The sequence below is a fragment of the Burkholderia sp. BCC1644 genome (assembly GCF_902833225.1).
Taxonomy (GTDB): domain Bacteria; phylum Pseudomonadota; class Gammaproteobacteria; order Burkholderiales; family Burkholderiaceae; genus Burkholderia.
In genome coordinates, this window is sequence record NZ_CADFEI010000014.1 from 59,129 (window position 1) to 72,625 (window position 13,497).

Annotated in this window: 16 protein-coding genes; 11 read left to right on the plus strand and 5 right to left on the minus strand. The window is 67.0% G+C overall.

The window, feature by feature from the left end:
- Positions 1 to 28 precede the first annotated feature (28 nt).
- A complete protein-coding gene (locus tag HWX87_RS25750) occupies positions 29 to 751 on the plus strand; it encodes a dihydrodipicolinate reductase C-terminal domain-containing protein (protein ID WP_176049908.1) in 723 nt (240 codons plus the stop codon).
- A 91-nt stretch (positions 752 to 842) separates the two neighbouring features.
- Here the strand turns inward: HWX87_RS25750 and HWX87_RS25755 are convergent, their stop codons facing one another.
- Both HWX87_RS25755 and HWX87_RS25760 read right to left on the minus strand, forming a co-directional pair.
- Complete coding sequence (locus HWX87_RS25755; RefSeq protein ID WP_176049909.1) at positions 843 to 1,652, minus strand: SDR family oxidoreductase; 810 nt, start codon at positions 1,650 to 1,652, stop codon at positions 843 to 845.
- Positions 1,649 to 2,482, minus strand: coding sequence for a molybdenum cofactor biosynthesis F family protein (locus tag HWX87_RS25760; RefSeq protein ID WP_176049910.1), 834 nt, complete (start codon positions 2,480 to 2,482; stop codon positions 1,649 to 1,651). Before HWX87_RS25760 ends, HWX87_RS25755 begins: the two co-directional genes overlap by 4 nt.
- Positions 2,483 to 2,652: 170 nt before the next feature.
- Here HWX87_RS25760 and HWX87_RS25765 point away from each other — a divergent pair, with 170 nt between their 5' ends.
- The 3 genes from HWX87_RS25765 (at position 2,653) to HWX87_RS25775 (ending at position 5,315) form a co-directional block, all read left to right on the plus strand.
- A complete protein-coding gene (locus HWX87_RS25765; protein WP_176049911.1) occupies positions 2,653 to 3,447 on the plus strand; it encodes an AraC family transcriptional regulator in 795 nt (264 codons plus the stop codon).
- Between the two features lie 178 nt (positions 3,448 to 3,625).
- On the plus strand, positions 3,626 to 4,579 hold the full coding sequence (locus HWX87_RS25770; protein ID WP_176049912.1) for a DMT family transporter: 954 nt from the start codon (positions 3,626 to 3,628) through the stop codon (positions 4,577 to 4,579).
- A 187-nt stretch (positions 4,580 to 4,766) separates the two neighbouring features.
- Entirely contained in the window at positions 4,767 to 5,315 is a 549-nt protein-coding gene (locus HWX87_RS25775) for a permease (protein ID WP_176049913.1), read from the plus strand.
- Between the two features lie 95 nt (positions 5,316 to 5,410).
- On the opposite strand, the gene HWX87_RS25780 is transcribed toward HWX87_RS25775, so the two are convergent.
- Entirely contained in the window at positions 5,411 to 5,545 is a 135-nt protein-coding gene (locus HWX87_RS25780; protein ID WP_009688930.1) for an entericidin A/B family lipoprotein, read from the minus strand.
- A 234-nt stretch (positions 5,546 to 5,779) separates the two neighbouring features.
- On the opposite strand from HWX87_RS25780, the gene HWX87_RS25785 reads away from it, so the two are divergent.
- Positions 5,780 to 7,075, plus strand: a complete 1,296-nt coding sequence (locus tag HWX87_RS25785) for an aspartate carbamoyltransferase (protein WP_176049914.1) — start codon at positions 5,780 to 5,782, stop codon at positions 7,073 to 7,075.
- A gap of 136 nt (positions 7,076 to 7,211) precedes the next feature.
- On the opposite strand, the gene HWX87_RS25790 is transcribed toward HWX87_RS25785, so the two are convergent.
- Both HWX87_RS25790 and HWX87_RS25795 read right to left on the minus strand, forming a co-directional pair.
- Complete coding sequence (locus tag HWX87_RS25790) at positions 7,212 to 7,631, minus strand: PIN domain-containing protein (protein ID WP_176049915.1); 420 nt, start codon at positions 7,629 to 7,631, stop codon at positions 7,212 to 7,214.
- On the minus strand, positions 7,628 to 7,867 hold the full coding sequence (locus HWX87_RS25795; protein ID WP_059619278.1) for an Arc family DNA-binding protein: 240 nt from the start codon (positions 7,865 to 7,867) through the stop codon (positions 7,628 to 7,630). Before HWX87_RS25795 ends, HWX87_RS25790 begins: the two co-directional genes overlap by 4 nt.
- Before the next feature lie 311 nt (positions 7,868 to 8,178).
- Here HWX87_RS25795 and HWX87_RS25800 point away from each other — a divergent pair, with 311 nt between their 5' ends.
- From HWX87_RS25800 to HWX87_RS25825, 6 genes are all read left to right on the plus strand, one after another.
- Complete coding sequence (locus HWX87_RS25800) at positions 8,179 to 10,425, plus strand: TonB-dependent siderophore receptor (RefSeq protein WP_176049916.1); 2,247 nt, start codon at positions 8,179 to 8,181, stop codon at positions 10,423 to 10,425.
- A gap of 3 nt (positions 10,426 to 10,428) precedes the next feature.
- Positions 10,429 to 11,196 carry a tetratricopeptide repeat protein gene (locus HWX87_RS25805; protein ID WP_176049917.1) on the plus strand — a complete coding sequence of 256 codons (768 nt, stop codon included), beginning with the start codon at positions 10,429 to 10,431 and terminating at the stop codon, positions 11,194 to 11,196.
- Complete coding sequence (locus tag HWX87_RS25810) at positions 11,193 to 11,876, plus strand: Fe2+-dependent dioxygenase (RefSeq protein ID WP_176049918.1); 684 nt, start codon at positions 11,193 to 11,195, stop codon at positions 11,874 to 11,876. Before HWX87_RS25805 ends, HWX87_RS25810 begins: the two co-directional genes overlap by 4 nt.
- Positions 11,877 to 11,966: 90 nt before the next feature.
- Positions 11,967 to 12,206 carry a type II toxin-antitoxin system Phd/YefM family antitoxin gene (locus tag HWX87_RS25815; protein WP_011659184.1) on the plus strand — a complete coding sequence of 80 codons (240 nt, stop codon included), beginning with the start codon at positions 11,967 to 11,969 and terminating at the stop codon, positions 12,204 to 12,206.
- The gene (locus tag HWX87_RS25820; RefSeq protein ID WP_176049919.1) at positions 12,203 to 12,598 is read left to right on the plus strand and encodes a type II toxin-antitoxin system VapC family toxin; all 396 of its coding nucleotides are present in this window, start codon (positions 12,203 to 12,205) and stop codon (positions 12,596 to 12,598) included. The genes HWX87_RS25815 and HWX87_RS25820 overlap by 4 nt, the downstream gene beginning before the upstream one ends.
- 187 nt (positions 12,599 to 12,785) lie before the next feature.
- On the plus strand, positions 12,786 to 13,424 hold the full coding sequence (locus HWX87_RS25825) for a M15 family metallopeptidase (protein WP_244137759.1): 639 nt from the start codon (positions 12,786 to 12,788) through the stop codon (positions 13,422 to 13,424).
- Positions 13,425 to 13,497 lie beyond the last annotated feature (73 nt).

The following is a 13,497-nucleotide window of genomic DNA, read 5'->3' on the forward strand; positions in this document are numbered from 1 at the left end:
GAATCCTGAATCCCAACCCGTCAATTCCATGCAAGTAATCGTCGTAGGAACCGGCAAGCTGGCCAACGAGCTGCTCGATGCGCACAAGCTCGACCCGGCAACCTGTCGCGTGATGCCGTGGTCGGACAGCACGCGAACCGACGCGACGCGTAGCGACGCCCGACGTAGCGACGCCCGACGTATCGACGCCCGTTCGATCGTCGTGCATGCCGGTTCCGGCCGCGAACTCCCCGCCGCGATCGCGTTCTGCCAGGCCACCGCGTCGCCGCTCATCGAGTTGTCCACCGGCTCCGACCTCGAAACCGCGTCGCACGATTTCCCGGTCGTGCTCTGTCCGAACACGAACATCCTGATGCTCAAGTTCATGAGCATGCTGGAAACCAGCGGCCACCTGTTTCGCGATTGCGAAATCAGCCTGACCGAGTCGCATCAGGCCGGCAAGACGTCCGTCCCCGGCACGGCCGTCGGCATCGGCCAGTCGCTCGGCGTGCGGCCGGAGGACATCCGTTCCGTGCGCGACCCCGACGTGCAGCGCAGCGAATTCGGCATCCCCGACGATCAGCTCGGCCGCCATGCGGTGCACCGGATCCGCATCGACGACGGCGCATGCAGCCTGCAGTTCGAGTCGCGCGTGTACGGCGCGACGCCCTATGCGGATGGCGTATCGCGTATCGTCGAAGCTGTCCGGCAGCACGATCTCGAGAATCGCCAATATTCGATCGTCGAATTCATCCGCAACGGCTGGCTGTAATCGTGGCGGCGTGCGGGCCGGCGCTTGCTCGGCTCGCCACGCAAGCCGCGCCGTTGCCGCAGCGGCTGCTCACACCGGCTCGCGGCCACCGTTACCCGTCTCCCAGCACTGCACCGCTCTCCGGCAAGGTCGCGCCGCCGTCGACGACGATCGTCTGCCCCGTGATGTACGCCGCGTCGGCCGATGCGAGAAACAGCATCGCGTTCGCGATGTCCTCCGGCTCGCCCATCCGCGCGAGCGGGATGTCGCGTGCGATCTGCGCCGCGACCGACGCGTCGCCGAGATTGCCGGCCGCCGGCGTGCGGATCATCCCCGGCTCGACGCCGTTGACCGTCACGTTGCGACGCGCGAGCTCCAGCGCCGCCGCACGAATGAAGCCGTTCACGCCGGCCTTCGACGCCGCGTAATGCGCGAGCCCCGGATAGACGACGCGCGGCCCCGTCACCGACGACGTGACGAGCAGCCGCCCGGCCCCTGCACGCTCGAATGCCGGCAACGCGGCCTGCGCGAGCCAGAACAGCGCCGACAGGTTGACCGACAGCGTTCGTTCGAGCGTCGGCTCGTCGATCTGCGCGAACGGTGTCAGCGGGAAATACGCGGCGTTATGAATGACGACGTCGAGCCGACCGCCATCGCGCTCGACCGCCGCGACGAGTGCGCCCAGTTCGTCGCGGCTGGCTGCGTCGACCCGGTACGCGCGCACATCGCCACCCGCACTGGCCAGCGCATCGGCCTGCGCGGCAGCCGCGTCGCCGTTCAGGTCGGCGATTGCGACGAACGCGTCGGATTCCGCGAAACGGCGTGCGATCGCCGCGCCGATCCCCTGCGCGGCGCCCGTGACGAGCACGACGCGCCCGCTGAAATCCGCACGCACGCGGCCGCTGCCCAGCACGGCATTCATCGCTGCGCCTCGCCGCCGAACGGATGCACGGTTTCGTTCAGCACCTGCGCGTAGGCGCCGATCTGGAAGTTCGACAGCGACCCGAAATCACCGCCCTGATAGCCGAAGATCTTGCCGTCGGTCTTGCGCTGCGCGAGGTCGATCAGGACGACGCCCAGCGTCGGCACCACCTTTTCGCGCCACACGAACAGATACAGTTCGTCGGCGATCCTGAAGTAATGACAGCGGTCGACATCGGCCAGCCCGCCTTCGACGCCCTGCAGGCACTGCCACGCGTAGAAGTTCTCGTTCAGGTAGATGTGCTCGTAGCATTCGGTCGGGCTGTAACGGTACATCGTCCGCTTGCCGATCAGCTCGCGCGTGGGCGCGTGCAGCGGCCCCGGCTGCGCGTGGCCACCGAGCGTGCCGTGCCGGAATGCCGCGTCGACACCCGTCAGCGGCAGCCCGCGCGCGACGCGCGTGAATGCGTCGATGCGCGTGTCGGCTTCGGTCGGCAGCACGCCGACGACCGACGTCCATACGCCATTGTCGAGATCGATCACGAGACTGGCCGACGTCGCGCGGGCAGCCGTGTCGATGTAGTCGACGAAGTACAGCCCGTCGCGCAGCCGCGTCACGCGGCACGGCTCGCGGCCGCCCGTGCCGGTCGCCGCGTCACGCCACTGCAGCGCGCCCGGCTCGAACGAATAGACGCGCCATGCGCCCGATGCGTCGCCGAGTGCGAGCGTTCGCCCGGCGAGCGCGTCGACGGACGCGAGGATGTTCGCTTCCGGCGCGAAGCCGTCCGCGAGCGCGCCAACCTGAATGAATACCGGATCCTGTCGTTCCACCTGCCGTCTCCCGCGCAGCTTCAGGCCCGGCGGGCCATGTACGCTGCCGATGTGCACATGGTGCGGGCTGCGCGCCCCGCGCGGTATCCGCCAAAAGGATGAAGGGCGCGCGGCGGCGGAACGCGCTAAAGTGCACGTCATCCGCGCCGCGACCGGCGCGAGGAGCGCACATGCACCGTGTCACCCACTACCGACGCACCGGCGAAGGCATCGAGGCGATCAGCCTCGAATCCGACCGCGCGTTCCCGCGCCACGCGCACGACGAATTCGGGGTCGGCGTGATCGTCAGCGGTGCGCACCGGTCGTGGAGCGGCCGCGGGCAGGTCGACGCGCTGGCCGGCGACGCGATCATGGTCAACCCGGGCGAAATGCACGACGGTTCGCCGATCGATGCCGGCACGGGCCGGCGCTGGCGGATGCTGTACCTCGCCCCCGCGCTGGTCGCGGGCGTCGCGGCGGAAGAAGGCCTCGGCGGCGTCGAGCTGGCGCACCCGGCCGTGCGCGACGCGCGGCTCGCAGCCGCCGTCGGCCGGCTGCATGCTCGCATCGTCGCGGGAGAATCCCAGCCGCTCGCCCGCGACGAGGCACTCGTGATGCTCGTCGCCGGGTTGCTCGCCCGGCATGCGAACCGCACGCTGCCGGCGTCCGGCGTCGCGCCGGCGGTCCGCTTCGCCCGGGAGCGGCTCGACGCCGCGCCGGCCGCCCCCGTTTCGCTCGCCGAGCTGGCCGGCCTGAGCGGCGTGAGCCGCTTTCAGCTGCTGCGCGGCTTCGCGCGCGAGCTCGGCATCACGCCGCATGCGTACCTGATCCAGTCGCGCGCCCGGCTGGCACGTGCGCTGCTCGCCAGCGGGATGCCGATCGCGGATGCCGCGGCCGAAGCCGGTTTTGCCGATCAGAGCCACCTGACGCGTGCGTTCGCGCGCCAGTTCGGGATCACGCCGGGGCGATTTGCGCAGGCGGTCTGACGCCAGCGCTCTCCCGGCGCAACGGGCCGCCGGCCACACCGCATTCGACGGTGGCTGCCACGGCGACGGCAACCGTTCCCCGTACCCGCCCGCGCACGCACGCACCGCATTCAACGCGCCTGCCCCGCTGCAATTTCGTTCAAGACGCACGTTGCCGCCGTACGCGACGATGCGGCGCATGAAGACACGACTGATTGGCTATCTCTATCTCGCCGCCGCGATGGCGGGCGTCGGCAGCACCGTCATCGCGAGCCGCCTCGCGGCCGGCGGCCTGCCGCCGTTCGCGGCCACCGCGCTGCGCTTCCTGATCGCGACACCGCTGCTGTTCGCACTGATGCGCGCGCAACGAATGCGCTGGCCGCGCGTTTCCACGCACGACGCCATCCTGCTCGTCATCCAGGCCGCGGCGGGCGGCGTCGGTTATACGGTGCTGCTGATCAGCGGCACGAAGCTGTCGTCGCCGCTCGACGCAGGCGTGATGCTCGGCACGCTGCCGGCCATGTCGACGCTGATCGCGGCCGTCGTGCTGCGCGAGCGGCAGACGCCGCGCGACTGGGCGGCCGCCGCGCTCGCCACGGCCGGCGTGCTGTTCGTCACGTTCGCACCTGGCCACGCGATGCCGTCGCTCCAGACGCTTGCCGGCGATGCGCTGGTGCTGGCCGCCGTCGCGTGCGAAGCCGTATTCATCCTGCTCAACCGGCGGCTTGCCGCGCCGCTGCCGCCGCTCGCGCTATCCACCGCAATGTCGGGCCTCGGCTTCGTGCTTGCGCTCGTGCCGGCTGCATTCGAATGGCGCGCGGTCGCAGACGGCTGGACCGTCAGCGCCGTGTCGGCGATCGCCTACTATGCGCTGGTGCCGACCGTGCTCGGCTACCTGTGCTGGTACGCCGGCTCGGCGCGCACCAGCGGAACCGAGGCCGCGCTCTTCACGGCGGTCGCGCCGGTCTCGGCCGTGCTGTTCGCGGTCGCGCTGTTCGGTGAGACGCTGAACCTCACGCGAGTCGCCGGCATCGCGCTCGTCGTCGCGGGCATGCTCGTCGGCGCGACGCGGCGGCGCGAGCAGCCCGCTGACACGCACGATGCCCGGCCGGCCAGCCCCGCACCCACCGCCGCGCAAACCGCCGCCGACTGACCCGCGGTCATCACGGGATTGCGGCAACGGCGGCCACTTCCTCCCCTCACATGGCCCCTGGCCCGCGCGCCCCGGCGACTGTAGGAATGTGTCCGTGTACCGCAAATCGATTGCGCGCCACCCCGCAAGATGCAATATTCGCGTGGCCGGACCCTTTGACAACCATCGAAAAACAATCCGCCACGCAATGAACAGGAAGGAAGCCAAAACAAGAATCGCGGTGCTGCTCTCCGCGGGAACGAGGAAGGCCGACGCACTGGCCGAACTGTCCGGACAGGGGCTCAAGGACCGCGTGCTCGCGCACCTGATCGCATCGCGCCCCGACCCCGAGCGCTGCCGCAAGAACAGGGTGCACGTCCGGATCCTGGTCGCGCTCGGTATCGCCCAACTGGCGATCAGCCTCATGCTCGCGTATTACTTCTTCGCAAGCGGCGCCGGCACGGGCCTCGTAGCCGTGTTCCTGGCGTTGACCGTGCCGCTATCGCTGCTGTTCATCTGGGGCTTCGCGACCCATCGCGTCGGTGCCTATCACGCGTTCATCCTGCTGTCGCTGCTGCAGTTGCCGAAGACCATCGCCGAGCTCGGACGCGATCCGTCGACCGCGCTGCCGAGTCTCCTGATCACGGCCCTGCTTGTGGGCTACGTCTGGTACGTGCGCAACCGGATGTTCCCCGACTACGGCTGGTTCACGCCGCGCAAGGTCGAAGGCCGCTACGCGTTCGTCGAACACGCCTGACGCCGCCAGCGTCGGCACCGGCCGAAAAAAAGGCGCCGGGCCGCCCCGCAATCGCGGGACGGCCCGGCGCCTTCTGCATTCCGGAACCGGTCGGCTTACTTGGCCTTTTCAGCCGTATCGCTGATCGCCTGGCCGCCCTTCGAAATGTCCTGGCCCATGCCGGCGACCGTGTTGCAACCGGCGAGCGCGGCGGTCACCACCAGCAGCATTGCAGCAATCGTACGCGTCATTCTCATTCTCCTTCGAATCAGCAAGCCCGACCGGGCGAATTGTTTGCGGCATGGCGCCCGGCAAGATGCCGGGCACGGGGCCTGACCTGATTATACGGAGACGAACGCGGCGCGCCAGTACGACGCCACCGCGTGTGACACGCGCCACACAGCCCGTTCGAGCAGATTTTCCTTGACTTCATTGCGTCAGGATCTAATATACGCACCGCGTATATTTTCCGTCAGGAGCCGCCGATGACCGTTCCCCAGCAAGCCTTCCTCCGCGACGCGATGCGCCGCCTCAACATGACCCGCGAAGCGTTCGCCAATCGCATCGGCGTCAGCCGGCGCGCACTGGATACCTGGCTATTGCCCGACGACTCGCAGGAATCGCGCGGGATGCCCGAGATCGTCGAGCGCTTCGTGTCGGAAATCGTCGAGCGCCCGGCACCGGATGGCGCGGACTATACGCAAAGCGTAGACAAACAAGGACTCTCGAAGCAGTTCCTGTTTGAAGGCAAGCCGCAGTTGATCTCGGTCGACCAGTTCTCGCGGGATTCGGTCGAGGCGCTGTTCCGCGTGGCCGACGTGATGCAGCCGATCGCGCGACGCCACAAGATTTCGCGCGTGCTGGAAGGCGCCGTGCTCGGCAACCTGTTCTTCGAGGCCAGCACGCGCACCCGCGTCTCGTTCGGCGCGGCCTTCTGCCGGCTCGGCGGCTCGGTGTGCGACACGACGGGCTTCACGTTCTCGTCGATGGCCAAGGGCGAATCGATCTACGACACGAGCCGCGTGATGGCTGGCTACGTCGACGCACTCGTGATCCGCCACCCGGAGAAAGGCTCGGTGGCCGAGTTCGCGCGCGCGACCAACCTGCCCGTGATCAACGGCGGCGACGGCCCCGGCGAACACCCGAGCCAGGCGCTGCTCGATCTCTATACGATCCAGCGCGAGTTTTCGCGGCTCGGCAAGATCGTCGACGGCGCGCACATCGCACTGGTCGGCGACCTGAAGTACGGCCGCACCGTGCACTCGCTCGTCAAGCTGCTCGCGCTGTACCGCGGGCTCAAGTTCACGCTCGTGTCGCCGCCGACGCTCGAGATGCCGGCCTACATCGTCGACCAGATCGCGACGAACGGCCATGTGATCGAGCAGACGACCGACCTCGCGGCCGGGCTGCGCGGCGCGGACGTCGTCTACGCGACGCGGATCCAGAAGGAGCGCTTCACCGACGAGTCGTTCGAAGGCTACACGCCGGATTTCCAGATCAACCAGGCGCTCGTCGACTCCGCGTGCAAGCCCGACACACTGATCATGCACCCGCTGCCGCGCGACAGCCGGCCCGGCGCGAACGACCTGTCGGTCGACCTGAACCGCGACCCGCGCCTTGCCATCTTCCGGCAGACCGACAACGGCATTCCGGTGCGGATGGCGATCTTCGCGGTGCTGCTCGGGGTCGAGAATCTCGTCCAGCATTCGATGCGCGACGCGACGTGGCGTCCGCCGGCATATCTCGGGCCGGAGGACGCGGTGTTTCACGGGGTTGATTGAACCGCAACCAGGGTCGCGCGCCTGCCTGCCATCGTTTCGGGCTGGCGTGCGCGCCCGCCCGAAGCAGAACGCGCCGCATCGCACGGCGCGTTTTTCAATTGGGGGGCAGCCTGCGGGACCGGCAGCCGCGCGCTCGCTAGCGCGCCCACGGATCGATTGCGCGAATTCCCATCGCCTCGAACGGCGTGACGTCGCGCGTGGCGACGATCAGGCCGTTCGCCTCGGCCGTGCCGGCGATAAAACCATCGGAAGGCGCGATTGCCGCACCTGCGGCACGTGCGCGTGCACGAAGCCTCGCATACGCTTTGCTCGCAGCATCGTCGAATGGCACGATCCGGCCGCGAAACAATGGCAGCACGCGCTGCTCGATGCTCTGATGCAGCCACTCTCGCCGGCGCCCTTCGGGCAACACTGCCACGCCCAACCGTATTTCCGCGAGACTGATCGCGGCCAGAAACAGCGTTTCGACGTTCTGGGCATCGAGCCATTCGATCACGGCCGCGCTCGGCTCGCGTCGTAGCGGTTCGGAAATGACATTCGTATCAACAAGGATCATTCGAAGCTCATCGGATCGGCAGGCGTCTTGTCGCGCTGGGCATCGAAATCGAATCCACCGGCCTCCTGCCCGATTGCCGCCAGCATCGTTCCCAGCTTGAGCCGCCCGCCTGGCAGAACGGCCTGTTCGAGAATGTCGCGTACTTCGGCTTCGGTGCTGCGGCCATGCTGGGCCGCGCGAATGCGAAGTGCTCGATGCACTTCATCGGGCAAATTTCGAACGGTGATCACCGGCATGATGTGCCTCGTCAAGATTGCTTTCAATGCAGTCATATTAGCACTCTGCTGTCATACCAGGCGAACCGCGACACAGCCACTCTAACCGGCCCGACAAGCCCTTCATATCCGGCCATTCGGCCAATCTTGCCTCGGCAACCACCCTTTCACATTCGTCAACAATTCCCCAACAAACGAAAACAAGAACGCTTCTCATTTAACTTGAAATTACATAGAATGCCGCCTGAAAACAAATCGTAATAATTCCCGGCGGCATGCACATTCCTGCAGCGCACCGCCTCCGGGGCCACATCGCGAGGTCGAAGCGCACCATGAAGTCCCGTCCCGACGAGCTGAAGCTCGGCAAATTCACCACCCTGTGCAGCGTGCTCGCCGCAAGCCCGGCATTCGCGGCAGACGGCACGCCGCCGCCCGCCCCCGCCAGCACCGAAGGCCATCTCGCACCGATCGAGATCCAGGGCAAGACCGAGCACAGCTACAAGGCCGACTTCTCCGCCTCCGCGAAATTCACCGCGCCGCTCGTCGACACGCCGAAATCCGTCACCGTGATCCCGCAGGAACTGATCCAGAGCAGCGGCGCGTCGACGCTGACCGAAGCGCTGCGCACCGTGCCCGGCATCACGTTCGGCGCCGGCGAAGGCGGCAACCCGCTCGGCGACCGCCCGTTCATCCGCGGCTACGACACGCAGGGCAGCATGTTCGTCGACGGCATGCGCGACACGGGCGCGACCACGCGCGAGATCTTCAACACCGAGCGCGTCGAGATCACCAAGGGTTCCGACGGTGCATACGGCGGCCGCGGCGGCGCAGGCGGCAGCATCAACCTGATCACGAAGGCCCCGCACCTCGGCACGACGGCCGCCGCGAGCGCGGGCCTCGGCACCGACCGCTATCGCCGCTTCACGGCCGACGGCAACTGGCAGTTCGCCGATCACGCCGCATTCCGCCTGAACCTGATGAGCCACAACAACGACGTCGCCGGCCGCGACGCCGTCAACAACGAGCGCTGGGGCGTCGCACCGTCGATCGCGTTCGGCCTCGGCACGCCGACGCGCGTGACCGCGAGCTACTACCACCTGTCGACGGACGACATGCCGGACAGCGGCATCCCGTACTTCTATACGACATCGAACAAGCCCGCGAACGTCGGCACGATCTATCCGGCGCCCGTTGATCGCCACAACTTCTACGGCCTGATCGACCGCGACTTCCGCAAGACCACGTCGGACATCAGCACGATCAAGATCGAGCACGACATCACGTCGTCGCTGACGATCCGCAACACCACGCGCTACACGGAATCGACGCAGGACTACATCTGGACCCAGCCGGACGACAGCCAGGGCAACGTGGTGAACGGCAAGGTCTGGCGCCGCAACAACAACCGCGACAGCTCGATCAACAGCCTCGCGAACCTGACCGAGCTGTTCGGCGAATTCCGTACCGGCCCGTTCAAGCACAGCTTCACGACCGGCATCGAGCTGTCGCGCGAATGGGGCAAGCGCGACTCGTACACGGTCGCGACCGACACCGGCAAGATCTGCCAGAAAGGCATCGGCGCCGCATCGGGCTACAACTGCACGAGCCTGTGGTCGCCGAACCCGAACGACCCGTGGGCCGGTTCGATCACGCGCAACAACGACTACGCGCATGCACGCACCACGACGAAGTCGATCTACGGCTTCGACACGATCGAGATCACGCCGCGCTGGCAGGTCAACGCCGGCGTGCGCGTCGACGACTACTCGACCCGCTTCACCGACACCAAGGCCAACGGCGGCAAGACCACCACGCGCGACGACACGCTCGTGAACTGGCAGGCCGGCCTCGTGTTCAAGCCGGCGCAGAACGGCAGCATCTACGCGTCGTACGCGACGTCGTCGACGCCGGCCGGCATGCTGCTCGGCGAAGGCAGCGAGACGCAGTCGCTCACGCCGGGCCGCGGCGGCGTCGGCCCGAACGCCGATCAACTGTCGCCGGAAAAGAACCGCAGCATCGAGCTCGGTACGAAGTGGAACGTGCTGAACGACAAGCTGTCGCTGACGGCCGCACTGTTCCAGATCGACACGACGAATGCGCGCGTGACGCTGCCGAACAACCAGTACGCGATGGTCGGCAACAAGCGCGTGCAGGGTCTCGAACTCGGCCTCGCCGGCCAGATCACGAAGCAGTGGCAGGTGTTCGGCGGCTACACGTACATGAAGAGCGAGCTGCGCGACAACGGCAAGGACAGCGCGAACAACGGCAACCGTTTCCCGAACACGCCGAAGCACAGCCTCACGATGTGGTCGAACTACGACGTGACGCCGAAGTTCACGGTCGGCGGCGGCGCGTTCTACATGTCGGAAGTCTTCGGCGATCCCGCGAACCTGCGCGCCGTGCCGTCGTACTGGCGCTTCGACGCGATGGCGCAGTACCGGATCAACAAGAAGCTCGACCTGCAGCTGAACGTGAACAACCTGTTCAACCGCACGTATTTCGATCAGGCGTACCCGGCGCACTATGCGTCGATCGCGCCGGGCCGCTCGGCGTTCCTGACGCTGAACGCGCGCTACTGATCGATGGAGGCCGTGTCGCTGAAGGCGCTCGCGTCGGTTTCGCCGCGCGAGTTCGCCGACATCCTGGCCGGGCCGCCCGAGCGCGCCGCCGCGTGGGTCGCGGCGGCCGCCGACAACGGCATCGTCGATGCGCAGGCCGTCTACGGGCAGTACCTGCTCGACGGGCACGGTGTCGCGCGCGATCCGGCGGCCGCGTTCAACTGGTTCCGGCACGCGGCGCGGGCCGCGCATCCGATGGCGATGAACATGCTCGGCCGCTGCTATGAGTTCGGCTGGGGCACGGCCGCTTGCGCGCCGGTCGCCGTGTACTGGTACCGGCTCGCCGCGCAGGCAGGGCTCGACTGGGGCATGTACAACTACGCGACGTCGCTCGCGCTCGGCAACGGTGTCGACGAGAACCGCACCGACGCACTCGACTGGTTCCGCCGTGCGGCCGCACTCGGCCATGCGAAGTCGATCAACCTGATCGGCGGCTTCTACGAAGACGGCTGGGTCGTAGCGGTCGACACCGACGCCGCATTCGACCACTATCGCCGCGCCGCCGTCGCCGGCGACTTCCGCGGCCAGTTCAACTATGCGCGGCTGCTCGCCGAGCGCGGACGCATCGACGAGGCGCTCGGCTGGCTCGCGCGCGTGCCGGCCACCGCTACCCCTGCGTTCGTCGCGAAGATGCGCGCGTATCTCGCGTCGTCGCCGATCGACGCATTTCGTGCGGCGGCGCTGCAGTTGCAACCACAGCCGCAGCCGCACTGCATGGAATCCGCATCATGATGCTTCATATCCCCGGCGTATTGACCAGGGCGCAGGTCGCGCAATGCCGCGACCACCTCGATGCGGCCGAATGGGTCGACGGCAACGCGACGTCCGGCGCGCAGTCGGCGCTCGCGAAACGCAACCGGCAATTGCCGGAAGGCTCGCCCGCCGCACGCGCGGTGGGCGACGCGATCCAGGATGCGCTCGCACGCAATCCGCTGTTCTTTTCGGCGGCGCTGCCGTTGAAGGTATTTCCACCGCTGTTCAATCGCTACGCAGGTGGCGAGACGTTCGACACGCACGTCGACAACGCGATCCGGCTGCTGCGCGGCACGGATTTCCGCGTGCGCAGCGACCTGTCGGCGACGCTGTTTCTCGAAGAACCCGATGCGTACGACGGTGGCGAGCTGTGTGTCGAGGATACGTACGGCATGCATCGCGCGAAGCTGCCGGCCGGCGATCTCGTGCTGTATCCGGCATCGAGCCTGCATCACGTGACACCGGTGACGCGCGGCGAGCGCGTGGCGTCGTTCTTCTGGATTCAAAGCATGGTGCGCGACGACGGCGATCGCACGCTGCTGTTCCAGCTCGATACGCAGATTCAGGCGCTGTCCGCGGAAAAAGGCGCGAAGGATCCGATGGTCATTGCGTTGACGGGGATTTATCACAACCTGTTGAGGAAGTGGGCGGACGCGTAGCGCGAACGGGTAACACTGGCTGCCCCGGCGCTTGCGCCGGGTCGGAATCCGCGACTAAAATGACCATCGTCAAATGACCATGCTCATATCATGATGCCGCACGCTCCCGTATCGAAATCCGAATTCAAGGCTCGCGCGCTCGAATACTTCCGGCTCGTCGAGGCGTCGGGTGAAAGCCTGATCGTCACCGACCACGGCAAGCCGACGCTCGAGATCAGGCCGTATCACGCACGCGAGGCTCAGCCGTTGGACATATTGCGCGGCTCGGTCATGCGCTACGACAATCCTCTCGATCCGATTGCGGAAGATGATTGGGAGGCGTCGCGGTGATTGTGCTGGATACGCATGCGTTGGTGTGGTGGGTAGCGGGCGATCCTTCGCTCAGCAAGAAAGCGCGAAGCGCGATCGATCGCGCACGGAGCGAAGGTGCGCTCGCCGCATCCGCGATCTCCGCGTGGGAGATTGCGATGCTGGTGCGCAACGACCGCCTCGCGCTGACGATGGATGTCGACGCGTGGCTCGCCACCGTCGCGCAGATCGACGGCATGCGCTTCGTGCCCGTCGATGCCGACATCGCCGCGAAATCCACCGACCTGCCCGGCACGTTCCACAAGGATCCGGCCGACCGCATGATCGTCGCGACTGCGCGTCGGCTCGGCGCGCAGTTGATCACCCGCGACGAAAAAATCCGCGCGTACGCGCACGTCAAGACGCTCTGGTGAGCGCCACCCGCCCGCGTACCCAACCGCCGCACGTCCTCGGCCGGACTCTGGCATATTGGCGATTCGTCTGACCAAAACGACCACGGCCGCCGCACCGCATCGGCTCGTGCCCCGCAATCGCCATCTCGTTGCCCTGCCCGTTACCGTGATACCGCTCTCCGATCCCGCCGTCCGGTCGATCGCCCTGATGGAGTCGCACGAAGGGTTCGTCGATCTCGCCACCTACGATGAACGCATCGCCGTCGACCTCACCCGCAGCGTCGTCGAAAACACGAGCCCGCATTTCCTGAAGGTGCGCCGCGGCGTCGCCGAGCGGCTGGTGGCCGCCGCGCATGCGCTCCCCGCCGGCCTGCGCCTGTACGTGAAGGAAGGCTATCGCCCGCTCGCCCTCCAGCGCGAGTACTTCGCGAGCCATCTCGCACAATTGCGCGCGACGCTGAATCCGCTGCCGTCCGACGACGCATTGGTCGAACTCGCGAGCCGCTATATCGCGCCGCCCGGAGTCGCCGCCCATCCGACCGGCGCCGCCGTCGACCTCTCGCTGATATCGGTGGATGGCATCGAAGCCGACATGGGCACCGTCATGAACGCCACCGACCAGGAATCCTCCGGCGCGTGCTACACGCACAACGCGTTCATCAGCCGCCCGGCCGCACGCAACCGGCAGATATTGATCGCCGCAATGGCGAGCGCCGGCTTCACGAATTACCCGTCCGAATGGTGGCACTGGTCGTTCGGCGACCGCTATTGGGCCGTCATTCAAAACGAATCGCACGCCATTTACGGTCCTGTCGAGGAAAGCATGCTCGACGAAGCATCGCGATGACGGTCTTTCCGGCCTGACGGGCGCGAATCGGTAACATCCTCACTTGCCGATCCCCGCCCGCTCCCGCACAATC

Bases quoted from the DNA above. Each gene is read 5' to 3' on its own strand.
- HWX87_RS25805 (WP_176049917.1), top strand. From the start codon at position 10,429: ATGGAGGCCGTGTCGCTGAAGGCGCTCGCGTCGGTTTCGCCGCGCGAG.
- HWX87_RS25790 (WP_176049915.1), bottom strand. From the start codon at position 7,631: ATGATCCTTGTTGATACGAATGTCATTTCCGAACCGCTACGACGCGAG.
- HWX87_RS25750 (WP_176049908.1), top strand. From the start codon at position 29: ATGCAAGTAATCGTCGTAGGAACCGGCAAGCTGGCCAACGAGCTGCTC.
- HWX87_RS25765 (WP_176049911.1), top strand. From the start codon at position 2,653: ATGCACCGTGTCACCCACTACCGACGCACCGGCGAAGGCATCGAGGCG.
- HWX87_RS25810 (WP_176049918.1), top strand. From the start codon at position 11,193: ATGATGCTTCATATCCCCGGCGTATTGACCAGGGCGCAGGTCGCGCAA.
- HWX87_RS25795 (WP_059619278.1), bottom strand. From the start codon at position 7,867: ATGCCGGTGATCACCGTTCGAAATTTGCCCGATGAAGTGCATCGAGCA.
- HWX87_RS25755 (WP_176049909.1), bottom strand. From the start codon at position 1,652: ATGAATGCCGTGCTGGGCAGCGGCCGCGTGCGTGCGGATTTCAGCGGG.
- HWX87_RS25785 (WP_176049914.1), top strand. From the start codon at position 5,780: ATGACCGTTCCCCAGCAAGCCTTCCTCCGCGACGCGATGCGCCGCCTC.
- HWX87_RS25815 (WP_011659184.1), top strand. From the start codon at position 11,967: ATGATGCCGCACGCTCCCGTATCGAAATCCGAATTCAAGGCTCGCGCG.
- HWX87_RS25770 (WP_176049912.1), top strand. From the start codon at position 3,626: ATGAAGACACGACTGATTGGCTATCTCTATCTCGCCGCCGCGATGGCG.
- HWX87_RS25800 (WP_176049916.1), top strand. From the start codon at position 8,179: ATGAAGTCCCGTCCCGACGAGCTGAAGCTCGGCAAATTCACCACCCTG.
- HWX87_RS25775 (WP_176049913.1), top strand. From the start codon at position 4,767: ATGAACAGGAAGGAAGCCAAAACAAGAATCGCGGTGCTGCTCTCCGCG.
- HWX87_RS25780 (WP_009688930.1), bottom strand. From the start codon at position 5,545: ATGACGCGTACGATTGCTGCAATGCTGCTGGTGGTGACCGCCGCGCTC.
- HWX87_RS25825 (WP_244137759.1), top strand. From the start codon at position 12,786: ATGGAGTCGCACGAAGGGTTCGTCGATCTCGCCACCTACGATGAACGC.